General features: G+C 42.1%; 20 protein-coding genes and 4 tRNA genes. 13 read left to right on the forward strand and 11 right to left on the reverse strand.

What is annotated here, in order from left to right:
• Positions 1-98: 98 nt before the first annotated feature.
• On the forward strand, positions 99-2,039 hold the full coding sequence (locus tag BLQ57_RS01800) for a M1 family metallopeptidase (RefSeq protein WP_394331254.1): 1,941 nt from the start codon (positions 99-101) through the stop codon (positions 2,037-2,039).
• Positions 2,040-2,083: 44 nt separating this feature from the next.
• Here the strand turns inward: BLQ57_RS01800 and BLQ57_RS01805 are convergent, their stop codons facing one another.
• Positions 2,084-2,482 (reverse strand): VOC family protein, encoded by a 399-nt coding sequence (locus BLQ57_RS01805; RefSeq protein ID WP_240507730.1) that lies wholly within the window; start codon positions 2,480-2,482, stop codon positions 2,084-2,086.
• Positions 2,483-2,629: 147 nt separating this feature from the next.
• Positions 2,630-4,297, reverse strand: coding sequence for a S41 family peptidase (locus BLQ57_RS01810; protein WP_087937836.1), 1,668 nt, complete (start codon positions 4,295-4,297; stop codon positions 2,630-2,632).
• Between the two features lie 163 nt (positions 4,298-4,460).
• Here BLQ57_RS01810 and BLQ57_RS01815 point away from each other — a divergent pair, with 163 nt between their 5' ends.
• The 5 genes from BLQ57_RS01815 (at position 4,461) to BLQ57_RS01835 (ending at position 9,396) form a co-directional block, all read left to right on the forward strand.
• Entirely contained in the window at positions 4,461-5,219 is a 759-nt protein-coding gene (locus BLQ57_RS01815) for a hemerythrin HHE cation-binding protein (RefSeq protein WP_087937761.1), read from the forward strand.
• Positions 5,219-5,632 (forward strand): Holliday junction resolvase RuvX, encoded by a 414-nt coding sequence (gene ruvX / locus BLQ57_RS01820; protein WP_087937762.1) that lies wholly within the window; start codon positions 5,219-5,221, stop codon positions 5,630-5,632. Before BLQ57_RS01815 ends, ruvX begins: the two co-directional genes overlap by 1 nt.
• On the forward strand, positions 5,629-6,183 hold the full coding sequence (def, locus tag BLQ57_RS01825; protein WP_087937763.1) for a peptide deformylase: 555 nt from the start codon (positions 5,629-5,631) through the stop codon (positions 6,181-6,183). Before ruvX ends, def begins: the two co-directional genes overlap by 4 nt.
• Positions 6,180-6,980: an amidohydrolase gene (locus tag BLQ57_RS01830; RefSeq protein ID WP_087937764.1), complete on the forward strand. Its 801-nt coding sequence runs from the start codon at positions 6,180-6,182 to the stop codon at positions 6,978-6,980. Before def ends, BLQ57_RS01830 begins: the two co-directional genes overlap by 4 nt.
• A gap of 184 nt (positions 6,981-7,164) precedes the next feature.
• Positions 7,165-9,396 (forward strand): NADP-dependent isocitrate dehydrogenase, encoded by a 2,232-nt coding sequence (locus BLQ57_RS01835; protein WP_087937765.1) that lies wholly within the window; start codon positions 7,165-7,167, stop codon positions 9,394-9,396.
• Between the two features lie 49 nt (positions 9,397-9,445).
• Here BLQ57_RS01835 and BLQ57_RS01840 read toward each other — a convergent pair whose 3' ends face one another.
• Positions 9,446-10,318, reverse strand: coding sequence for a S1 family peptidase (locus BLQ57_RS01840; protein ID WP_087937766.1), 873 nt, complete (start codon positions 10,316-10,318; stop codon positions 9,446-9,448).
• A 247-nt stretch (positions 10,319-10,565) separates the two neighbouring features.
• Here BLQ57_RS01840 and gap point away from each other — a divergent pair, with 247 nt between their 5' ends.
• Together gap and BLQ57_RS01850 are read left to right on the forward strand one after the other, a co-directional pair.
• The gene (gap, locus tag BLQ57_RS01845) at positions 10,566-11,570 is read left to right on the forward strand and encodes a type I glyceraldehyde-3-phosphate dehydrogenase (protein WP_087937767.1); all 1,005 of its coding nucleotides are present in this window, start codon (positions 10,566-10,568) and stop codon (positions 11,568-11,570) included.
• A gap of 98 nt (positions 11,571-11,668) precedes the next feature.
• Positions 11,669-12,289, forward strand: coding sequence for an LON peptidase substrate-binding domain-containing protein (locus BLQ57_RS01850; RefSeq protein ID WP_317042208.1), 621 nt, complete (start codon positions 11,669-11,671; stop codon positions 12,287-12,289).
• A gap of 238 nt (positions 12,290-12,527) precedes the next feature.
• Here BLQ57_RS01850 and BLQ57_RS01855 read toward each other — a convergent pair.
• From BLQ57_RS01855 to BLQ57_RS01870, 4 genes are all read right to left on the reverse strand, one after another.
• Positions 12,528-12,600: transfer RNA gene (locus BLQ57_RS01855), tRNA-Lys, on the reverse strand.
• Between the two features lie 43 nt (positions 12,601-12,643).
• Positions 12,644-12,717, reverse strand: a tRNA-Arg gene (locus BLQ57_RS01860).
• A 122-nt stretch (positions 12,718-12,839) separates the two neighbouring features.
• Positions 12,840-12,916 (reverse strand) — tRNA-Pro (locus tag BLQ57_RS01865).
• Between the two features lie 116 nt (positions 12,917-13,032).
• Positions 13,033-13,105 (reverse strand) — tRNA-Lys (locus tag BLQ57_RS01870).
• A 128-nt stretch (positions 13,106-13,233) separates the two neighbouring features.
• Here BLQ57_RS01870 and BLQ57_RS01875 point away from each other — a divergent pair.
• A complete protein-coding gene (locus BLQ57_RS01875) occupies positions 13,234-13,959 on the forward strand; it encodes an SH3 domain-containing protein (protein WP_087937769.1) in 726 nt (241 codons plus the stop codon).
• Between the two features lie 41 nt (positions 13,960-14,000).
• Here the strand turns inward: BLQ57_RS01875 and BLQ57_RS01880 are convergent, their stop codons facing one another.
• The 4 genes from BLQ57_RS01880 to BLQ57_RS01895 are packed head-to-tail and all read right to left on the reverse strand — an operon-like array spanning position 14,001 to position 17,447.
• Entirely contained in the window at positions 14,001-14,744 is a 744-nt protein-coding gene (locus BLQ57_RS01880) for a 3-keto-disaccharide hydrolase (RefSeq protein ID WP_087937837.1), read from the reverse strand.
• 4 nt (positions 14,745-14,748) lie between these two features.
• The gene (locus tag BLQ57_RS01885) at positions 14,749-15,171 is read right to left on the reverse strand and encodes a c-type cytochrome (RefSeq protein WP_087937770.1); all 423 of its coding nucleotides are present in this window, start codon (positions 15,169-15,171) and stop codon (positions 14,749-14,751) included.
• A 23-nt stretch (positions 15,172-15,194) separates the two neighbouring features.
• Positions 15,195-16,247, reverse strand: coding sequence for a sugar phosphate isomerase/epimerase family protein (locus BLQ57_RS01890; protein WP_087937771.1), 1,053 nt, complete (start codon positions 16,245-16,247; stop codon positions 15,195-15,197).
• Between the two features lie 30 nt (positions 16,248-16,277).
• On the reverse strand, positions 16,278-17,447 hold the full coding sequence (locus BLQ57_RS01895) for a Gfo/Idh/MocA family protein (RefSeq protein WP_087937772.1): 1,170 nt from the start codon (positions 17,445-17,447) through the stop codon (positions 16,278-16,280).
• Between the two features lie 239 nt (positions 17,448-17,686).
• Here BLQ57_RS01895 and BLQ57_RS01900 point away from each other — a divergent pair, with 239 nt between their 5' ends.
• The 4 genes from BLQ57_RS01900 to BLQ57_RS01915 are packed head-to-tail and all read left to right on the forward strand — an operon-like array spanning position 17,687 to position 22,075.
• The gene (locus BLQ57_RS01900; RefSeq protein ID WP_087937773.1) at positions 17,687-18,919 is read left to right on the forward strand and encodes a nucleoside permease; all 1,233 of its coding nucleotides are present in this window, start codon (positions 17,687-17,689) and stop codon (positions 18,917-18,919) included.
• Positions 18,919-19,797, forward strand: a complete 879-nt coding sequence (locus BLQ57_RS01905) for a hydroxypyruvate isomerase family protein (protein WP_087937774.1) — start codon at positions 18,919-18,921, stop codon at positions 19,795-19,797. The genes BLQ57_RS01900 and BLQ57_RS01905 overlap by 1 nt, the downstream gene beginning before the upstream one ends.
• 21 nt (positions 19,798-19,818) lie before the next feature.
• Entirely contained in the window at positions 19,819-21,498 is a 1,680-nt protein-coding gene (locus BLQ57_RS01910) for a GMC oxidoreductase (RefSeq protein ID WP_087937775.1), read from the forward strand.
• Positions 21,499-21,517: 19 nt separating this feature from the next.
• Complete coding sequence (locus tag BLQ57_RS01915) at positions 21,518-22,075, forward strand: gluconate 2-dehydrogenase subunit 3 family protein (RefSeq protein WP_087937776.1); 558 nt, start codon at positions 21,518-21,520, stop codon at positions 22,073-22,075.
• Positions 22,076-22,125: the final 50 nt, after the last annotated feature.

Below are 22,125 nucleotides of genomic sequence, written 5' to 3' on the forward strand. Positions count from 1 at the left end.
TTCGTTAAGCTTTACTCATTTACTGAAAATAGAATGGAGGAATGGATTGGGCTTTGTATTTTCATGACTTTAAAAACACATGTGATATGATAAAAAGAATGTTGTCAGGTTTGGTTGTATCGGCCTTGTTCTTGAGTAATCCTACTTTTGCTCAGCAAGGATTGGATAATAATCAAGCAGATTTTGGAGAATTTATGAATAGAAAGGGGACGTTTACCCGAACTGCCTCTGGAAAGCCGAGTGAAAATTATTGGCAAAATGCCGCCGACTACCAAATCGAAGTGACCCTAGATGACGAGGCTCACACATTGACGGGGAAAGTCACTATTTCCTACACTAACAATAGTCCAGAAGAATTGGATTTTGTTTGGCTTCAGTTGGAGCAAAATCGTTTTACCCCTGATTCACGAGGTACACTTACCACCCCTGTTCAGGGCAATCGCTACAATGGAGACACTGATGGAGGATATGATATCTCCGGTGTCCAAGCTAAAGTGGGTAAAAGGGGAAATGTTTCATCCAAGCACATTATCGAGGACACTCGGATGCAGGTATGGTTTGATGAACCCATCCCTGCTAAGGGCGGAACGGCTACAATTTCAATGAATTTTTCATTCAAAGTCCCTCAAAAAGGAATGGACCGAATGGGGAGGCTGAAGGTGGAAGATGGTTGGATCTATGCCTTTGCCCAATGGTATCCTAAAGTTTCGGTATTTGATGATATCGAAGGATGGAATGTTGAGCCTTATTTAGGTGCTGGTGAGTTTTACCTCGAGTATGGAAACTTTGATTACAAAGTGACGGTGCCCTATGACCACATTGTGGTGGGATCTGGAAAGTTGATGAACCCAAAGGAAGTATTATCTAGTGAGCTTCAAGACCGCTATTCCAAAGCGATGGAAAGTGATGAAACAGTATATTTGATAACTCCTGAGGAGATCAAAAATACCGCTTTGACCAGGCCTAAGCAGGAGGGAACAATCACCTGGCATTTTCAGATTGAAAATTCTAGAGATATTGCTTTTGCCTCTTCGAATACCTTTATCTGGGACGCCGCGCGGATTAATTTGCCTTCAGGTAAAAAAATCTTAGCACAATCTACCTATCCTAAGGAATCAGACGGTGAGGAAGCTTGGTCGAGATCTACAGAGTACTCCAAGGCTTCTATTGAGCACTATTCTGAAAAATGGTTTGAATTTCCCTACGAAACAGCTACCAACGTAGCCGCTGATATCGGAGGGATGGAATATCCGGGATTGAACTTCTGTCGATACACTTCCAAAGGTGAAGGACTTTGGGGTGTCACAGACCATGAGTTTGGGCACAATTGGTTTCCAATGATTGTCGGAAGTAATGAGCGTCGCTATGCTTGGATGGATGAGGGATTCAATACTTTCATCAATCATTATAGTACTCTTGCTTTTAATGATGGAGAATACGAGTCAAACCTTAACCAAACCCGGAGATATAACAATTATTTTCAAAACGAAAACCGAGAGGGAATAGACACTTACCCCGATGTGGCCAATACCTCCAACCTCGGTATGGTAGCCTACATGAAGCCAGGAATAGGTTTGATTATGTTGCGAGAATATATTTTAGGAGCCGAGCGATTTGATAATGCGTTTAAATCTTACATCGAGACATGGGCCTACAAACATCCTCAACCTTCGGATTTCTTCAATCACATGGAAAATGTAGCAGGAGAGAATCTTTCTTGGTTTTGGCAGGGTTGGTTCTATGGCAATGGTAACATTGACCTGGGCATCAATGCTGTAGTTCCCTATTCAGGAAATTATTTGGCGATCCTGACAAATAAAGGCGATATACCTATGCCTGTTCTTTTGGAGATCGAATTCGAAGACGGTTCCAAGGAGCGACAAATGCTTCCTGTAGAAATCTGGCAGCGTGGTGACAATTGGAATCACATGATTCGAACAGATAAGAGAGTGGTAAAAGTGACGATTGACCCAGATAGAATTTTGCCTGATATCAATTTTGGCAATGATAGCTGGCCACAACCCCTCTATGAGGATTAAAAAAACAAAAACCCGAAGAAATTATCTCTTCGGGTTTTTTTATGTTAATAATCATCATTGATTTCTAACCAATAGCCATCAGGGTCCTGAATGTAAATCTGCCGGACTCCATCAGGCCGAGTGGTTATTTTTCCTTTTTCCCCCGGCCAATCTTCGAAGGGGTAGCCACTCGATTTGAGACGAGAAATAAAACCGTCCATGTCTACCATGCTAAAACAAAGGTGATTTGTTTTTGAGATTTGGCCCGGTCTGTCTGTTGCCTCGATAAGATGTAGGGCAGCGCCCCCTCCGATATCGTACCAGGCGTGCAGGCCATCTTTAAAGGGCTCCTCAATCTCTGTTAGGTTCAGCAGCTGTTCGTAAAAATCACTGCTCTTTTTTAAATCAGAAACATGAACAGCAATATGGTTGGTTTTAATTTGGGCTTGGGTTGCGTTTGTCATGACAAAGAAACAAATTAAAAGAAATAGGTTTTTCATAGCTGAATTGATGGGGATTTGGTTTGAAGGTAGTTTTTTTAGACTAAAAGCTCCAATGAGTTAAAAAAAAGAGCAGCGTTTCGGCTGCTCTTTTTGATATGGGAATAAATCTTATTCTTCTTCCTCTTCATTAGAACTTGAAGGTGTTAGGTCTTTGGCTAGTGCTATTCGGTCGGCCTCGTCAAAAAGGCGGATGGCCTGTTGATATACTTCATTGATGTCATTGATCACCATATAGAAGGCGTCATCATCATACAGCTGACGTCCAAGATGGGCTTTGACAAGCTTTTTCAAATAGCTCTTTGATTTGGTAAAATCTGCGGCATCGTAAGCTACTTTATTTTTCTCACCTACCTTGATCAGGTCTTGAAGCATAGCATCATTTACTTCAAAATCCTGGTAGTAGCTTTCCAGACTCATTTCTGAAAACTTGTCCTTGTTTTTCTCTGTATAGTCTAGAATAAACTCTCTTGAGGAATCCGAATTGAAAAGCCTACTCACATAAGCTGATGAAAAAGTAGTATCTAATGGAACAAAGAAGTCAGGCATAATTCCTCCTCCGCCGTAAACAATTCTACCTTTTTTGGTTTCGTACTTCAAGCTATCATTAAATTTAATACTGTCAGCTGAGAAAAACTCTCCATGCTCCAATCTGGAAATCCAGTCTTTTTCGTAGGCTTCATGATCCGGTCCATAAGGCTTCTGGATAGAGCGACCTGAAGGTGTGAAGTAGCGAGCTATAGTCAACCTTAATTCAGCACCATCAGATAGATCGATTGGCATCTGAACCAGTCCTTTTCCAAAAGACCTGCGACCAACGATCAGTCCTCGATCATTATCTTGAATTGCTCCAGCCAAGATTTCCGAAGCGGAAGCAGAACCCTCGTTTACCAATACAATGACCGACCCTTCTTCAAACATTCCGGGCCTAAAGGCATAGGCTTTTTGGCTATACTGCTCCACTTTGCCTTCCTGGGAGACGATCAATGAACGATCTCCTAAGATCTCATCAGCAATATTGATCGCAGCCCCCATGTATCCACCAGGATTGCCCTGTAGGTCAATGATCAACTTCTTCATTCCTTGATCTTTAAGTTCAGCTACAGAAGCTTTAAATTCATCATAAGTAGTAGCTGCAAATCGAGTGATTTTTACATATCCGATTTCACTATTGACCATGTAGGAGGCGTTGATACTGTATTGTGGGATTTTGTCCCTAGTGATCTCGTAGGTGATGAGATCACTTTGGTTTTTGCGCTTGATGTCAACGACAACTTGGCTTCCTTTGGGACCTCTGAGGAGATCAAAAACATCTCTATTGGTGATTCCAGTACCTGCGACCGTTGTACCATCTACATTAATTATTTGATCACCGGATTGAATACCCAGGGCTTCAGAAGGTCCTCCTGTAAGTGGGGCTACGACATAAATCGTATCTCTGATAATCCCAAATTCTACTCCTATTCCATCAAACTCCCCGTCTAGTTGGGATTGTGCCAAGGAGGCATCTCGGGCGGGAATATAGCTCGAGTGCGGATCTAGATTTTCGAGCATTTTATTGATCCCATATTCGACCAGCTCGTTGGTATTGACACTGTCTACATAGTCTCTATTGATGTAGGTCATGATTTCCTGAAGCTTGTAAAGGGCCGCTCTCAGGTCATTTTGATTACTTTTGGGTTCGGCAAAGGTGGCTCCTATCCAAATACCCGCCGAGATGGCTAGTGCAAGGATAATAGGGAGTCGTATTTGTGATTTTGAATTTTTTGTCTCGCTCACGGTTTTTCGCTTTCTGTTGGTTATTTTCAATAAGTTAAACTACTGCTTTTTGCTAGTGTTTAAAAGATGTAATTGATAAAGTATGTGAAAGTTTACATGGATTGAACGCATAAAGGTCAAATTTAATCCCCAACTTTCTGTTAAAATAATTTATTTTTGTGGGATGCAGCGGGACGAAAATTTGAATAAGACTTTAGTAGGAGACTTGGTTTCTGAAAATTATGTGTTCGCCTCCGTGCTACATTATTTTGGGATCAGTTTTTATCAGTATCCTTCGGAGTCACTCGAGGAAGTTTGTAAAAAGCATCGGGTGAACCCCCGTCAGTTGATTTCTGAACTTGAGTCATGGGCATCCCGAAAAGAACCGACACCCGAGGAGCTTTATATCAATCCGATTGAAGTTTTGGTAGCTTATCTGAAGAAGAAGCATTATTATTTTGTGCGTCAAGAGTTGCCTTTTTTATCCAATATGATCTCAGGAATACATGCCGAACCTCATTTTCAGGCATTACTCGCGGATTTGAAGATGATGTTTCCACTTTTTGTTCAGGATTTTATTCATCATATCCATGAGGAGGAAAGTCGGCTTTTCAAACGGATAGAATTGCTTCAGGATATTGAAGAAGGCAATTTTGCTTTGCATGATGCACTTAAAATTTTAGAAAAAGATCCGGTTTGCCTTCTGGCTGAGGCTCATGAGATCCATGATGATGAGATGGAAGGGATTAGGAAATTGACCTCGAACTATTCGCTATCTGAAAATGCTCCCCTTACGATGAAGGTATTGTATCATGAGCTTCAAAATTTTGAGCGGGAACTCATTATTCACGCCCAAATCGAGGACGAGTTATTGTTTCCGAAGGCAGTTGAACTTGAGCGAGAGGCTCTTCGTATGATTCGACACAAAATTAGAATCAATTAATGGCTCGAGTAATAGCAATAGATCTGGGTTCCAAGAGAACAGGGATAGCAGTGACTGATTCACTTCAGATGCTTGCAAACCCTCTGGAAACTATTGAGACGCATAAGCTGTTTGACTTTCTGAAAAGCTACTTCGAGAAGGAAGAAGTAGAAACGATAGTGCTTGGCTATCCCACCAAACTGGACGGAAGGCCCAATGAAATGACACCCCGAGTAAATACGCTACAAGGAAAGCTAAAGAAGGCTTTTCCTGATAAAAAAATTGAATTAATAGACGAACGCTTTACTTCAAAAATGGCAATGCAAACAATGATTGCTATGGGAAGCAAAAAAAAGGACAGAAGAGAAAAGTCCGGTAACCTTGATAAAGTAAGCGCAGCTATTATCCTACAATCCTATTTAGAAAAGAAATGATATATCCGATAGTAGCCTACGGAAATCCCATCCTCAAAAAAGAAGCAGCTGAAATAGAAGAAGGTACAGATCTAAATGCGCTGATCAAAGACATGTATGCCACCATGGACCATGCTAGTGGGGTGGGTTTGGCAGCTCCCCAGATCAATCAAGGAGTGCGACTTTTTGTGATCGATAGCAGCTTGATGCTAGATAAAGAGGATGAGGAGAAAGGCATCCGAAGAGTATTTATCAATCCCATCATTTTGGACGAATACGGAGATGATTATGGGTTTGAAGAAGGGTGCCTGAGTATTCCTGACGTCAGGGCCGAAATCATTCGTCCGGAAAAGCTTACCATCGAATATTTCGATGAAAATTGGAACCTGAAGGAGGAAGAGTTTTCCGGTATGACAGCACGGGTCATACAGCATGAGTACGACCATTTAGAGGGGATTTTGTTTGTAGATTACCTCAAAGGCCTCAAAAAGCGATTGGTTCAATCAAAATTGGTCGATGTGAGTAAGGGCAAGATTCCCACGGATTACCGTATGATATATCCGCTGAAATGAGTGATTCTTTTCAGCTAAAAATAGCCCTGATTCAAGCTGATCTTTACTGGAAGGATAAGGTTGCCAATTTCTCTATGCTGGAGGAAAAGATCTGGGCGGTAGGAGAAAAAGTCGACTTGATCATCTTGCCTGAGATGTTTTCGACAGGATTCAGTATGGATGTGTCTGAATTAGCAGAGCCTATGAATCTCACCGCATGCAGGTGGCTGCAGCAGCAGGCTGCTCAGACTGGGGCTGTGGTCACGGGAAGTGTCATTATTAAAGAAGAAAAAGGATATTTTAATCGTCTCCTATGGGTGGAGCCCAATGGTAAGATTCAGCATTACGACAAGAGGCATTTGTTTAGAATGGCTCAGGAGGATGAGCACTTTTCTGCAGGACAAAATCAACCCGTTTTTCAGTGGAAAGGGTGGAAAATTTTACCTCAAGTCTGCTATGATTTGAGATTTCCCGTATGGTCAAGAAATACCTCTTCCGAGGGTCAAATGGCCTATGATTTAGTTTTTTATGTGGCTTCATGGCCTGCCCCGAGAGTGAGCGCGTGGGATGCTTTGCTACCTGCTAGAGCCATTGAGAATTTAGCTTATTCAATAGGAGTAAATAGAGTAGGCACTGATGGAAATAAGGTGCCTTATTGCGGACATTCGGCAGTTTATGATTTCAAGGGACAGTCTTTATTATCTCTCGGGGAGGACGAAAATACCGAAGTGCTGACTTTGAGCCTTGCAGATTTGACTGATTATCGGAAAAAGTTTCCCGCTTGGATGGATTCCGATAAATTCTCGATCCACAAGTAATGGGTTTACCCTCTTCTAATTCCATTAGTGGGATTTGAAACAAGGATATTTTCCGTATTTTAGCCCATCGATTTCACAGATCAGATAGACTCTTTTAATAGTAAAAAAGCTCAAAAAAATATCAATTTGGTGAGTTTTAAGGCTAAATGATTTGATTTCCCATCATCCAACGCAATACATAATTATGAGTAATTCCACTCCCAAAATTCTTTACACGCTTACAGATGAGGCGCCTGCTTTGGCCACGTACTCCTTACTGCCAATTGTACAAGCATTCACTAATTCAGCTGATATTCAGGTGGAGACTAGGGATATTTCGTTGTCAGGCAGAATAATTGCTACTTTTTCGGAGTTTTTAAAGCCCGAGCAGCAGCTAAATGATGCACTGGCAGAGCTAGGGTCCATTGCCAAAACTCCCGAAGCCAATATTATCAAATTACCCAATATTTCCGCTTCTGTTCCCCAGTTGAAAGCAGCCATCAAAGAACTGCAGCAACAGGGATATGCACTTCCTGATTACCCGGAAGAACCAAAGAGTGAAGAGGAAAAAATAATCAAAACAAAGTACGATAAAATCAAAGGCTCAGCTGTAAACCCGGTCTTAAGAGAAGGGAACTCTGATCGTAGAGCTCCCCAAGCCGTAAAGGCTTACGCCAGAAAACATCCACATTCGATGGGTAAATGGTCTGCTGACTCCAAGTCTCACGTGGACAGTATGGTGGAGGGAGATTTTTATGGTAGCGAACAGTCCGTTACACTTGCTGATGCAACGAAAGTTTCTATTGAGTTGCACGGTAAGGATGGTAGGAAGGAAATATTAAAATCTGGTTTAGCTATTCAAAAAGGGGAGGTCATAGATGCCTCGTGCATGAGTGTAAACGCCCTCAGGGCGTTCCTGAAAAAAGCGAAAGCAGATGCTAAAGCGGAAGGTGTTTTGTTTTCCCTTCATATGAAAGCCACGATGATGAAGGTCTCAGATCCAATTATATTTGGCCATGCAGTGAAGACATTTTTTGAGCCTGTTTTTGACAAGCACGCTTCAGTGCTTGAAGAAGCAGGTGTTGATGTAAATAATGGATTTGGTGATTTATTAGCCAGTATCGAAAAGCTTCCTGCAGCCCAAAAGGCTGAAATCTTAACTGATATTGAAGCTTGCTATGCGGATAGTCCGGATTTGGCTATGGTGAATTCTGATAAAGGCATCACCAACCTGCATGTCCCAAGTGATGTGATTATCGATGCTTCCATGCCAGCCATGATTAGAACCTCAGGTCAGATGTGGAATAAAGCCGGAAAACTCCAAGACACCAAAGCGGTGATCCCCGATAGGAGTTATGCCGGAGTATATCAGGCTACGATTGATTTTTGCCGAAAACATGGAGCCTTTGATCCATCGACTATGGGCTCTGTGCCCAATGTAGGCTTAATGGCTCAAAAAGCAGAAGAATACGGTTCTCATGATAAAACGTTCGAAATTCCTTTTGCAGGAAAAGTAAAGGTAATTTCAGCTGATGGCAATGAATTGATGAGCCATGAAGTAGAGTCTGGGGACATTTGGAGAATGTGTCAGACCAAAGATGCTCCGATTCAGGACTGGGTCAAGCTAGCCGTGACTCGCGCCAGGCAATCCAATACTCCAGCTGTTTTTTGGCTAGATGCCAATCGAGCTCATGACGCTGAGTTGATTAAAAAGGTAAATGCCTATTTGCCTCAGCATGATACCACGGGCTTAGAGATTCATATTATGAACCCTATAGAAGCAACAAATTTCTCGTTATCTAGAATCAAAGAAGGGTTGGATACTATTTCAGTCACTGGTAATGTGCTTCGAGACTACTTGACTGACTTATTTCCGATTTTGGAGCTTGGCACGAGTGCCAAAATGCTTTCCATTGTCCCTTTGATGAATGGTGGAGGCTTGTTTGAAACAGGGGCTGGAGGATCGGCACCTAAGCATGTGGAGCAATTTATTACTGAGGGTCACCTTAGATGGGATTCACTTGGTGAGTTTTTAGCACTTGCTGTTTCTTTGGAGCATTTAGGACAGACCTTCGATAATCAAAGAGCTCTTTTATTGGCAGAAACGCTGGATCAGGCCACAGGCAAGTGGTTGGAAAATGATAAATCTCCTGCTCGGGTAGTAGGTAAACTCGACAATAGAGGGAGTCATTTCTACCTCGCGCTATACTGGGCAGAAGCCTTGGCAAATCAAAGTAAGGATGCCGCACTTCAGGAAAAATTTGCGTCAATAGCTAAAGATTTGGCTGAAAAACAAATTGAAATCGAGTCAGAACTGAATGGAGCACAAGGAAGCCCCGTTGCGATTGGTGGATATTATCGACCAGATGGAAATCTACTTGCTCAAGCAATGCGACCAAGCAAAACATTTATTGAGATTTTGGAGAGATTAAAATAGAAAACAAAAAAAGCCGGATTTACCGGCTTTTTTTGTTTTCTGTCTATTTTCAACCTTCTTGAAAGCTGACCTGATGCTGTCTCAAGAAATCCTTAATTACTTTGACATGCACGCATTCGCCCAAATGGATAAAGGCATAATCATTGATTTTTTTGGCTTTTCCATGAGCTATCACCTCCTTTTCTTCGATATCAAAACCCAAGTGTAAGTGTTTGGTACGGCTTTGCATTCCATAGATCCTACCTTCAGAGTCAAAAAGCGGACCACCGCTCTGCCCCCGAAGTCCTGGGGTACTCATTTCAATCCCGTGTATTTCACCTTTTTTGCCTCCTAGGAATCGAGTAACCATTCCTTCTATTGGAAATCGCGGCGATCTAGCCATGCCTTCTTTAGTCCATTTCAGAGATTGGCTCATCTGATCCAGCTTGTAATTAGTGAATTCGGGAAAGGGAAATCCCAGCCTACAAAGCATGTCTCCAGACTGAATTGATTGATCGTCGGCTAAAAAGGTGGGAGCACCTGTGAATAGACTTTGATTGAATCCCTCAAATTTCAATAATGCCAAATCATATTCAGGGTGAATGATGAATTTTAAATTTTTGATCTGATCCACACAGTCCACGAAGGTAATGCGCATTTCAAAAAGCTGCTCGGCTGTAAGACCGAGTTTTTTGGCAAGCTTATTTTGTTGGTTGCCCGTGCTGTTTTTACTCTCGTTGATGAAATTTGCAAAGCGCTTATTCACCTGGTCTGCTTGGCCAATCCATTGTGCGACGTGTTTACAGGTCAATGCCCAGCCTTCTTGATTGACAAAAAATAGGCTAGCGGAACCTTTATGGATTTTAGGGTTTCCAAAATTACGGGAAATGGAATGAATAGCTCGGGTGTAATTGGCGACTTCTTTGATGGCGTTGGCAAACATGGGAGAAATAATTTATCTAAGTTCAAGGTATTCAATTTCGATCAAAAAATCTGCTAAAATAATCGTTTTCATTTTTTTTTTCATTTCGAAATCGATTGAATGCCAATCTTGTCTTCTTCAGAATAGGGGGAGTTTGGGTGAGCAAAAAAAATATGATAACTTAGGGATTCGCTAGTAATTTTTTGCTAAAAGAGGCAAAGGCTAGGGAGTTTTTAGATTCAAACCTATACAAAAAATCAACATAATTATGAGCAAAATCAAAGTAGGAATCAACGGATTCGGAAGAATCGGTCGATTGGCATTCAGAGTAGCACAAGAGCGTGAAGATATTCAAGTGGTCGGCATCAATGACCTTATTGATGTAGATTACATCGCTTACATGCTTAAGTATGACTCTACTCACGGCAGATTTCAAGGTACTGTAGAAGTGAAAGATGGGCACTTGGTAGTCAATGGCAATACTATTAGAGTGACTTCTGAGAAAAGCCCAGCAAACCTTAAGTGGGGTGAGATCGGGGCCGATTACGTGATCGAGTCTACAGGTATTTTCTTAACCAAAGATTCAGCACAAGGTCATATTGATGCAGGGGCTAAAAAAGTGATCATGTCAGCTCCTTCTAAGGACGACACTCCAATGTTTGTAATGGGAGTCAATGAAGATACATATACCGATGACATGGTTTTTGTATCTAATGCATCCTGCACAACCAATTGCCTTGCGCCAATAGCAAAGGTACTGAATGACAATTGGGGTATTGAGGAAGGTTTGATGACCACTGTTCACGCTACTACAGCCACTCAGAAAACCGTAGATGGACCATCTGCCAAAGACTGGAGAGGTGGACGTGGTGCAGGTCAAAATATCATCCCTTCTTCTACAGGAGCTGCTAAAGCAGTAGGGAAAGTCATTCCTGAGCTTAATGGAAAATTAACCGGTATGGCATTTAGAGTGCCTACTCCAAATGTGTCAGTGGTAGACTTGACGGTAAGGTTAAAAAATCCTGCCAAATACGAAGAGATTTGTGCTAAGATGAAAGAAGTATCTGAAACCTCTATGAAAGGAGTACTTGGATATACTGAAGACGCAGTTGTCTCTAATGATTTCGTAGGAGATGCCCGGACATCTATCTTCGATGCAGGCGCGGGTATTCAGTTGTCGGACACTTTTGTAAAAGTAGTTTCATGGTACGACAATGAGTGGGGATACTCCAATAAGGTAGTAGATCTTCTTGCGTTTATTGCAAAAAAATAAATCAATAAGCCTCGGAAATCTCCGAGGCTTTTTTTTGCTAATTTTTTAAGATAACCAAAAAGCATTTTGGGGAGTTTATTTAAAAAATTCTCATTTACATGTATCTCCCACTTTTCCCATTAAAGCTGGTAGCTTTTCCTGGTGAAGAACTTAATTTACACATCTTTGAGCCGCGTTACCGTCAATTAATTGCAGACGTGGAAGCTGGCCAAGGGCGTTTTGGAGTTTGTGCCTATCTTGATAAGCTCAGCGGATTCGGGACCGAAATGGAACTCGTCAAGATACACAAAAGGTATGATGATGGGAGAATGGATATTATGACTTTGGGAAAGCGGGTATTTAAATTAAAGTCCTTTGATAATCCGCTTCCAGGGAAGCTCTATGCTGGGGGAGAAGTGGAATTTTTTAGGGACTCGGATAGGATCACTCCATCGCTGAAATATGAGTATATTTTCTATCTAAAGGAGATTCTTTACCTTTTAAGTTATCCTCATGAAATAGCTGTTGAAACAGTCAACTCATATACTTATGCTCACAAAGTGGGGCTAAGTTTGGAGGAAGAGCTGGAGCTAATCCAACTTCCATCGGAAGGAGAGCGGGTAGCCTTTTTGACCCAGCATTTTAAGCGAATCATCCCGATGCTCAAGGCAGCAGAACAAGCTAAGGAGAAGATTAAGCAGAATGGGCATTTTAAGCATTTGGACCCGCTTAATTTTTGAGTTAACCAGTTTTCTCACAGTTATAACCATTCGGGGAGGACTGACCTCTCTCTTATTCTTTTCAGGATAAACTTCTCGCCCTTGGGTAATTAATAAAGTAAAAAAGCAGGCCAAAAGACATGCTTTCTATGTGATCCCGCTGGGGCTTCCCGATTACGCTAGGCTTCATCGGGATAAACTTCTCGCCCTTGGGTAATTAATAAAGCAAAAAAGCAGGCCCAAAGACCTGCTTTCTATGTGATCCCGCTGGGGCTCGAACCCAGGACCCTAACATTAAAAGTGTTATGCTCTACCAGCTGAGCTACGGAATCAAAGAAAAAGCGGAACTTAATTCCGCCTGTGATATTTCCAAAGTGATCCTGTCAGGACTCGAACCTGAAACCTACTGCTTAGAAGGCAGTTGCTCTATCCAGTTGAGCTACAGGACCTGGATAAATAAATATTGAAAGTAGAATAGATTAAAATCTAGTCGACTTTCGATTTGCCTTGACTAAAAGCTGTCAAGCCAACTATTATAAACTAATTCTCCCCTTTGGAAGAATTGATGAAGTGGTCGGGGTGGCAGGATTCGAACCTACGACCTCCACATCCCAAATGTGGCGCGATACCGGGCTACGCTACACCCCGAACAAGATTTTTAACTCCTTGCAAGTTGTTTCTATGAGATCCCGCTGGGGCTTCCCGATTTCGCTATGCTTCATCGGGACAGGCTTCTCGCCTTTACCCTTACTTGGATTTCAATGTGATCCCGCTGGGGCTCGAACCCAGGACCCTAACATTAAAAGTGTTATGCTCTACCAGCTGAGCTACGGAATCATGATTTAGTATTGACTTTTTTTAACGTCTAATACCCTTCTTTTTTGCTTTCAAATCAGCTCCCTAACCTTGCTTTTTGTTAGATCATTGCCGTAATTGGACTGCAAATTTATGACTCTCATTTATAAATGCCAAACAGGAAATCAATCTTTCTCGCAAAACTTTCAATATTTTTTATCGCCCTTCTTCAAAGCATTCATTGTCAAGGAGATGTAAATGGTGTCGCTAAGGCGGACTCTCTATTTGCACAGGAAAACTACAAGGAAGCCATGGAATTGTACGTTTCTAACTATCAATCCGGGCTATATTCGCCTGCTATGCTTCTGAAAATGGCTTTCATTTCGGAAGGAATGGGTGATAAAGAAAAAGCAACACTCTACTTGAGTAAATACTATGACTTAGTTCCCAATAATCAGATCATCTCTAAGATTAAAGACCTAACAGGTCAAAATACGCTACACGGTTTTGAAGTATCAGATTCAGGTAGATTTCTACTACTTTTGGTTGATTACAAAGAGTACATCGTTGGAGGGTTGGCTTTTTTATTGATTTTGTCTTTGTTGGCTGTATGGTGGACCGGTAGAAGTTCAGATTCTAGAGTCTCATATTGGCCGAGTTTCTTTCTTTTGATTTTATTATTCTTGAGCAATAATTTTTTACAGGGACCTCGCACGGGATTAATTACCAATAGTCCTACCTATGTGGTGAGCAAGCCCACTGCCGGCGGTTCGATTGTGGAAAGGATAGAGCCGGGACATCGGGTCAAAATAAAATCCTCCAAGGATATCTGGTATGAGGTCGAATGGAAAAATAAAGAGGCCTACATAAAAAAAGATCATATCACAAGGCTGTGAAAAAAAAACCTCCAAATCTGGAGGTTTTTTTGTTAAGCATCTTAAAGTTTTTTGAGAACAATATTTCTGAAATGGACCAAGTCTCCATGATCCTGAAGAGAGATTTTACCCTTTTTGTATTTGCCAAATCCGGGCATGTCTTTGAACTTGCTGTTTGCGATCAGTTCCTCCCATTCAGGGGTCCACATGGTTGTCTCCACAATTGTGACATCGTTCAGACGCAGTTGAAGATTACCATTATTGGCGATGATTTCGGCTAGATTCCATTCTCCTGCTGGTTTTACGGTCTCTTCACTACTTACGATGAGATCATACAGGTCTCCGGCTCTATGACTGATGATTTCGGCGTCTGGATGGCCTTCATTGTCCAGTACTTGCATCTCAGGTCCTGTTTGCCATGGATAGTCGTATTCATCAGACTCATGCACAAGGAATATTACTCCACTATTTCCATTTGGAGCTATTTTCCATTCGTATTTCAGATGAAAGTTTTCAAACTCTTCATCAGTCACTATATCTCCTCCATCTCCAGTTTGCCAACCGTCTTTATTGGCAGCGTCTAGGTAAAGTTCACCGTTTTCGATTTTCCAAGCCTTACCTACTTCCCCACCACCGTATTTGTGCCAGCCGTCAAAGGACTTACCGTCGAATAATGAAATCCACTCTTCTTGAGTAGTGGTAGAGGCTTGAGTTTCCTCTTCAGTGTTTTCTACTTCCTTTTCTCCTGAGCAGCCAAATATCAGCGCAGCTGAGAGTGAAAGCAGTATCCAATTTTGTCTTTGCATCATTTTATTTTTTCAAAAGGAGTACATATTTAACCATGTCTTTGGCATCTTCTTCACTTAATCCTGGATGGGCAGGCATAGGTACTTCACCCCAGTTTCCGACTCCGCCATTGATGACTTTTTGAGCTAGCATGTCGATGTTTTCATCGGTTGTTTCGTATTTGGCAGCGACTTCCGCATAGGACGGGCCTACGATTTTTCGCTCTACCATGTGACATGACTGACAGTCAGAGGCCTTTATTTTTTCTAAACCTTTGATGTAGATAGGGTCATCTTGGTATTTTTCTTCAAGGCTTATTTCCTTGGCTGGAGCAGGAGTGCTAGAAGCACTACTCTCACTGGATTGTTGCTCTCCCCCTCCTCCACATGCGAAGGCAATTCCTGCTAATGCAGCTAATCCAAGAGTAATTGGTTTTCTGATTTTCATTGTTTTATATATTATTTATAGTATTAGATGCCCAATATTTTTTTGTTAAAGGACTCATCTGCTCCTGTGCCGGCAAAGTCATCAAATGCTTTTTCTGTGACACGGATTAGATGCGCATCAATGAATGGAGCCCCCTCGGCTGCTCCCTGTTCGGGATGCTTTATGGCGCATTCCCACTCAAGTACGGCCCATCCATCAAAATTGTACTGCGAAAGTTTACTAAAAATTCCACCAAAATCAACTTGTCCATCCCCTAAAGATCTGAATCTTCCAGCTCGTTCTACCCATCCTTGGAATCCTCCATAGACGCCTTGCTTGCCCGTTGGGTTAAATTCAGCATCTTTTACATGGAACATTTTGATTCTTTCGTGATAGAAATCAATGAATTGAAGGTAATCTAGGCATTGTAATACAAAGTGGCTCGGATCATAAAGGATATTGGCGCGCTTGTGATGGTTGACTTTATCGAGAAACATTTCAAATGTAATTCCATCATGAAGATCTTCTCCTGGATGAAGCTCGTAGCAGACATCTATACCATACTTGTCAAATTCGTCCAGAATCGGGGTCCATCTGTTGGCTAATTCTGCGAAACCTGTATCCACTAATCCTGCGGGTCTCTGAGGCCAAGGATAGACCGTGTGCCACATAAGTGCTCCAGAGAAAGTGGCGTGCGCTGACAATCCCAAATTGGAAGAAGCCTTAGCCGCATATTTTAACTGCTGGGTAGCCCATTCTGTTTTTCCTTTGAGGTCACCTTTAAGATTAGCAGGGGCAAATCCATCAAATAGTTCGTTATAGGCAGGATGAACAGCCACTAGCTGCCCTTGAAGATGCGTAGAAAGCTCTGTGATGACCATGCCAGTTTCCTCTACTGTACCAGCGATTTCATCTGCATAAGTTTTACTTTCTGCTGCTTTTTGTAAATCAATCATGCGGTTATCCCAAGAAGGGATCTGAACACCCTTATAGCCTAGATCGGCCATGTATTCACAGATATTCTTCAGGTTGTTAAATGGGGCTTTATCGTCAGCAAATTGGGCCAAAAATATGGCTGGTCCTTTAATTGATTTCATATCTTATTAAATTTTAGGTTTAAGAGTTGATTATTTTTCTACGACTAATGGCGTCCACTTTATCTCAGACTCCGTGCTTTTAAGTACGTGATCGATAAAAGCCATTCCTCTGATGCCATCTTCGACACCTGGGTAGTCCTCCCATTCGGGTTTTGGTTTTTCTCCAGCTTGCTGGGCATAGATACATCTTGCAAAATTGCGGTATAAGTTGGCAAAAGCTTCAATATATCCCTCAGGGTGACCGGCTGGAGTTCGGGTATTTTCCTGAGCTAAAGATCCGAGGTAGCCTGTACCGGCTCTGAAGATTTGAGCGGGGACATTTGGGTACCTGACCGTCAAAGAATTGTTGTCTTCCTGCTCCCATTCCAGACCACCCTTATCTCCATAGACACGTATTTTTAGATTGTTTTCACAACCTGTGTCAGTCTGAGAGGCCATTAGTACACCTGATGCTCCATTTTCAAAGCGCAGAAGGACGACTCCATCATCGTCGATGGGTCTTCCGTCCACTTTGATGTAAAGGTCTGCGCACAGATGTGACACCTTTTGCCCTGAAACGTATTCCGCCAAATGAAAGGCGTGAGTCCCAATGTCACCCATGCAGCCCGCGAGCCCATTTCTTTTTGGATCAGTTCTCCATTCAGCCTGCTTGTTGTTTTCAGTTTCGAGTAGCTTATAGAGCCAACCCTGTGGGTACTCTACGTACACTTTGTGGATTTTTCCCAGCTCACCATTTTGGATCATCTGCTTGGCCTGCTTGATCATGGGGTAGCCTGAATAGGTATGGGTCAGTAAGAATAGCTTATCTGAAGCATTGACTGCATGATATAGCTCTTTTGCTTCTTGGTAATTTAAAGTCAGTGGCTTGTCTAGGGCTACGTGAAAACCATGCTTCAATGCTTTGATAGCCGGATCGAGATGGACATTGTTTGGGGTAACGATAACAACGACATCGATTCGCTCTGTCTGGGGCAGTTGGAGTTCTTTTTCAAACATCTCATCGTAGCTCCCATATACTCTCGTAGCATCGAGCATGAGTTCTTCTCCGCGTTGTTTTGATTTTTCGGGGTTGGATGAAAAGGCACCCGCAGCAAGTTCAAACATGCCGTCCATCAAGGCGCCATTGAGGTGTATCGCTCCAATAAACGATCCTGGTCCTCCACCGATCAATCCAATTTTTAGTTTTTTAGTTTTTGACATAGGTCTTTTTAGGTTTTTCAGGTTTTTTTCTTGAAATAATTAATTATCGATCAAAAAATCCTTCAAACTTTAATCGAGATGTTTGAATTATTGACCAATTGCCGCATCACGTTATGAGTGGCTTGTTCAAAACTTTTGATCGCCTTATTTCATATTGTCAAAGGACTTGCTTAAAATACAGGAAAAACACCAAATTCTAAACTTTCAATTTTAAAATTAACGTCTACTCCCCTTGATTTATGAATTTTAATCTCCGTACCAGGCTTTCTTTCATGATGTTTTTAGAATTTTTTGTCTGGGGATCCTGGTACGTGACGATGGGGACTTTTTTGGGGGCAAATTTGGGAGCAAGGGATCAGGACATTTCATTGGCCTTTTCTACTCAATCTTTCGGGGCGATCATCGCACCATTTATAGTGGGATTGATTGCCGATCGGTATTTTCATGCCCAGAGGATTTTAGGTGTGATTCATTTGATTGGAGCGGGACTGATGTATCTACTTTATCAGAGTGATGATTTTTCAGTGTTTTTCCCATTATTATTGGTTTACATGATCTTATTCATGCCCACCTTGGCCTTAGTCAATTCCATATCCTTTAACCAAATGAAAGATCCAGCAAAGGAATTTTCTATCATCAGAGTTTGGGGTACAATAGGTTGGATAGCAGCGGGGATATTGATTAGCTGGATGGCCTGGGATAGTCAAGCGGGGATGGCGAATGGTTTGCTCCGTAATACATGGCTGATGGCATCTGTAGTATCGGTAATTTTAGGTTTTTTTAGTTTTACCCTTCCTCAAACTCCCCCTAGGGCTGATCGAAGTACGGACTTTAAACTCTCAGAGTTACTGGGCCTCGATGCGCTTTCGCTATTGAAGCATAGAAACTTCGCCATTTTCTTTATATCATCTATTCTGATTTGTATTCCACTGGCATTCTATTATCAAAATGCCAGTCCCTTTTTGACTGAAATAGGCGTGGAGAATTCTACCGGAAAGATGACACTTGGTCAAATAAGCGAAGTTCTTTTCATGCTTGCCCTTCCGATATTCTTTTCGCGCTTTGGGATAAAGAAAACACTAATTGTAGCCATGCTTGCTTGGGCAGCGAGGTATCTGTTCTTTGCCTTTGGCAATGCCGACGAACAGGTCTGGATGCTACTGGTGGGAATAGCATTGCATGGTGTATGCTATGATTTCTTTTTTGTGAGTGGTCAGATATATACAGACGCTCATGCCGGAACAAAATTCAAATCTTCTGCGCAGGGATTAATCACCTTAGCTACCTATGGAGTGGGAATGCTAATAGGCTTCTGGGCTGCCGGACATATATCAGATTATTTTTTAATTGCAGAGGGAGATCATGACTGGAAATCAATTTGGTTAATTCCTTCTGGTATTTCCGTTTTGGTTTTGCTATTTTTCATGTCCCTTTTCAAAGAAGAAAAAATTAAACCTATAAATAACCTATAATGCCCAACGCTGTTAATAGAAGTAGAAGAGAAAGCTTGAAGAAAGTTTTGCTAGGAGGAGCTGCCCTAGGTGGCTTTAGTTCTTTTGATTGGAAGGATGAAATGCCACTCAAACTAAAAGGAAATATAAACCATGGAGTCTGCGCATGGACAATGCCGGATTTTAGTTTAGACGAACTTTGTATTGCCATTAAGGAAATCGGCTTTAATGCCATCGATATAGTCGGTCCAGAAACATGGGATACGCTCAAAAAACACGGTGTTGAATGCTCCATGTGTAATGGTGCCGAACTCGGGATCCCCCACGGATGGAATGATCCACAATATCATGAGCAATTGATCAAAAACTATTCAGAAATTATTCCGGTAGTTGCAAAATACGGCTTCAAAAACTTGATTTGTTTTTCGGGGAATCGAAATGGTATGGACGATGAAGTAGGGATGAAAAACTGTGCCGAGGGCTTGAAAAAAATCATGAGTCTGGCAGAAAAACATAATGTAGTGATTCAAATGGAGCTACTGAACAGCAAAGTAAATCACCCTGATTATATGTGTGACCTTTCCGCTTGGGGAGTGGAGCTTTGTAAAATGGTTGACTCAGCTAATTTCAAACTTTTGTACGATATCTATCACATGCAAATAGACGAGGGAGATATCATACGGACTATTCAAACCAATCATCAATACTTTGGTCATTATCATACGGCAGGTAATCCAGGGCGAAATGAGTTGGATGAAAATCAGGAAATCAATTACCCCGCAGTGATGCGAGCGATCGTAGAGACAGGCTATAAGGGTTATGTGTCTCATGAATTTATACCAAAATCTAAGGACAAACTTGCTGCACTTTCTCATGCAGTTCAGGTATGTGATGTGTAATATTTAATCAAATTTATATTTATGGCAAATCAATCATATGATGCAATAGTAGTTGGATCGGGGATTAGTGGCGGATGGGCTGCTAAAGAGCTGACGGAAAAAGGGCTGAAGGTATTGCTCTTGGAGAGAGGACCTAACGTGGAGCATGTCAAAGACTATGATACTGCTACTCTGCCTCCTTGGGAAGTTCCGCATAGAGGAAGAAGAACAATCGAGATGTTAGAAAATCATCCCAATTTGAGAAGGGATTATGTTTTGAATGAATTGAACCTAGACTGGTGGGCACATGAAAGTGACTCCCCTTATGTGGAGGAAAAGCCTTTTACGTGGTTTCGAGGATATCAGGTAGGCGGACGCTCGCTTCTTTGGGGACGGCAGTCTTATCGATTGGCGGATATTGACTTTGAGGCTAATGCCAAGGAAGGTATAGCAGTGGATTGGCCTATTCGGTATAAGGACTTGGCTCCTTGGTATTCTTATGTTGAAAAATTTGCTGGGGTTTCAGGAAACAAAGATGGCCTGGATATTTTGCCTGATGGAGAGTTTATGCCTGCTATGCCGATGAACTGTGTGGAGAAGGATGCTGCAGAGCGGATCAAGTCTCACTATCAGGGCGCAAGGCATTGGTTGATGGGAAGACCTGCCAATATCACACAACCACTTCCTGGTCGTGTAGGCTGTCAGTACAGAAACAAATGTTCTCTAGGTTGTCCGTTTGGTGGGTATTTTAGTACTCAAGCCTCCACATTGCCTGCGGCTGTAGCTACAGGTAATTTGACACTGAGGCCTTGGTCTATCGTCAGAAGGTTGATATACGATAAAGATACCCAAAAGGCCACAGGAGTCGAGGTCTTAGATGCTGAAACCAATCAGACGGTGGAGTATGACGCTAAAATCATATTCCTATGTGCTTCATCTTTTAATTCTACGGCCATATTGATGAGATCAGCTACTGATATCTGGCCTGGAGGGTTAGGGTCTAGTTCGGGAGAGCTCGGACACAATGTGATGGATCATCATTTCAGATTGGGTGCAAGAGGAACGATAGATGGCTATGAGGATAAATATTACTTTGGAAGAAGACCCACAGGTCTATATATCCCTAGATTTAGAAACTTGAATGGAGAAAAACGAGATTACCTTAGAGGTTTTGGATATCAAGGTGGAGCTAGCCGAAGTGGTTGGAGTAGAGACGTAGCGGAGTTAAACTTTGGTGCTCCTATGAAGGAAGCACTGACGCAGCCTGGTCCGTGGAGCATTGGCTTTACGGCCTTTGGAGAAATACTCCCTTACCATGATAATCATATTCGTCTCAGTGATACCGTCAAGGATAAATGGGGGATGGAAGCACTTGTCATGAATGCTGAAATCAAAGAGAATGAGAAAAATATGCGAAAGGATATGATGGCTGATGCTGTGGAAATGTTGGAGGTAGCTGGATTTAAAGATGTGCAGTCCTACGATGCGGGTTACACCTTTGGTCAGGGTATCCACGAAATGGGTACAGCCAGAATGGGAAGAGATCCCAAGACCTCCGTACTGAATGGAAACAATCAGGTATGGGACGCTAAAAATGTCTTCGTGACAGATGGGGCATGTATGACATCAGCCGCGGCACAAAACCCTTCATTAACCTACATGGCTTTGACGGCTCGAGCAGCTGCTTTTGCAGTGGATGAATTGAATAAGCGTAATCTCTAATCACTAAACGAACAAAACAATGGCAATGAATAGAAGAGACGCGTTAAAAAGCGTCATGCTAATGATGGGAGGAACTATGGTCGGTGCTACTGCGATTTTGACCGGATGTGCTCCTGAGAATCAAATAGAGGGACTTAATTTTAGCCCTGAGGATATTGCATTTCTAGATGAATTAGGGGATACGATTATTCCTGATACGGACACCCCGGGAGCAAAAGCCGCTGGAATAGGCCAATTTATGGTTATGATGGTAAAAGATACCTATGATGCTGATCAGCAAAAAACTTTCGTGGATGGATTGAATATGATTCGTAAAGATTTTAAATCCGAAAAAGGAGCTGATTTTGTAGGGGCAGCGGCTGAAGACAGATTGGCTTATATGAATGGGCTTTATGAAAAATATAAATCATCAGAGCCCAGAGAGCCCCAAGTAATCAATATGCTTAGAGATCTGACAATTTTGGGTTATTTCACATCTGAAATTGGAGCTACTCAAGCACTAAACTATGTGGAGGTTCCCGGCCGATATGATGGCTGTATTGATCTCAAAGAAGGAGATAGAGCCTATGCGATCTAAAACAAAAAAAGCCTGCTTTGATCAAAGCAGGCTTTTTTATTAATTGGTGG

The organism is Algoriphagus faecimaris, from assembly GCF_900101705.1.
Classification (GTDB): Bacteria; Bacteroidota; Bacteroidia; order Cytophagales; family Cyclobacteriaceae; genus Algoriphagus; species Algoriphagus faecimaris.

Excerpts from the sequence above, each read along its gene's own strand:
- BLQ57_RS01800 (WP_394331254.1), top strand. The coding sequence starts at position 99 with ATGTTGTCAGGTTTGGTTGTATCGGCCTTGTTCTTGAGTAATCCTACT.
- BLQ57_RS01805 (WP_240507730.1), bottom strand. The coding sequence starts at position 2,482 with ATGACAAACGCAACCCAAGCCCAAATTAAAACCAACCATATTGCTGTT.
- BLQ57_RS01815 (WP_087937761.1), top strand. The coding sequence starts at position 4,461 with ATGCAGCGGGACGAAAATTTGAATAAGACTTTAGTAGGAGACTTGGTT.
- ruvX (WP_087937762.1), top strand. The coding sequence starts at position 5,219 with ATGGCTCGAGTAATAGCAATAGATCTGGGTTCCAAGAGAACAGGGATA.
- def (WP_087937763.1), top strand. The coding sequence starts at position 5,629 with ATGATATATCCGATAGTAGCCTACGGAAATCCCATCCTCAAAAAAGAA.
- BLQ57_RS01830 (WP_087937764.1), top strand. The coding sequence starts at position 6,180 with ATGAGTGATTCTTTTCAGCTAAAAATAGCCCTGATTCAAGCTGATCTT.
- BLQ57_RS01835 (WP_087937765.1), top strand. The coding sequence starts at position 7,165 with ATGAGTAATTCCACTCCCAAAATTCTTTACACGCTTACAGATGAGGCG.
- BLQ57_RS01840 (WP_087937766.1), bottom strand. The coding sequence starts at position 10,318 with ATGTTTGCCAACGCCATCAAAGAAGTCGCCAATTACACCCGAGCTATT.
- gap (WP_087937767.1), top strand. The coding sequence starts at position 10,566 with ATGAGCAAAATCAAAGTAGGAATCAACGGATTCGGAAGAATCGGTCGA.
- BLQ57_RS01850 (WP_317042208.1), top strand. The coding sequence starts at position 11,669 with ATGTATCTCCCACTTTTCCCATTAAAGCTGGTAGCTTTTCCTGGTGAA.
- BLQ57_RS01875 (WP_087937769.1), top strand. The coding sequence starts at position 13,234 with ATGCCAAACAGGAAATCAATCTTTCTCGCAAAACTTTCAATATTTTTT.
- BLQ57_RS01880 (WP_087937837.1), bottom strand. The coding sequence starts at position 14,744 with ATGCAAAGACAAAATTGGATACTGCTTTCACTCTCAGCTGCGCTGATA.
- BLQ57_RS01885 (WP_087937770.1), bottom strand. The coding sequence starts at position 15,171 with ATGAAAATCAGAAAACCAATTACTCTTGGATTAGCTGCATTAGCAGGA.
- BLQ57_RS01890 (WP_087937771.1), bottom strand. The coding sequence starts at position 16,247 with ATGAAATCAATTAAAGGACCAGCCATATTTTTGGCCCAATTTGCTGAC.
- BLQ57_RS01895 (WP_087937772.1), bottom strand. The coding sequence starts at position 17,447 with ATGTCAAAAACTAAAAAACTAAAAATTGGATTGATCGGTGGAGGACCA.
- BLQ57_RS01900 (WP_087937773.1), top strand. The coding sequence starts at position 17,687 with ATGAATTTTAATCTCCGTACCAGGCTTTCTTTCATGATGTTTTTAGAA.
- BLQ57_RS01905 (WP_087937774.1), top strand. The coding sequence starts at position 18,919 with ATGCCCAACGCTGTTAATAGAAGTAGAAGAGAAAGCTTGAAGAAAGTT.
- BLQ57_RS01910 (WP_087937775.1), top strand. The coding sequence starts at position 19,819 with ATGGCAAATCAATCATATGATGCAATAGTAGTTGGATCGGGGATTAGT.
- BLQ57_RS01915 (WP_087937776.1), top strand. The coding sequence starts at position 21,518 with ATGGCAATGAATAGAAGAGACGCGTTAAAAAGCGTCATGCTAATGATG.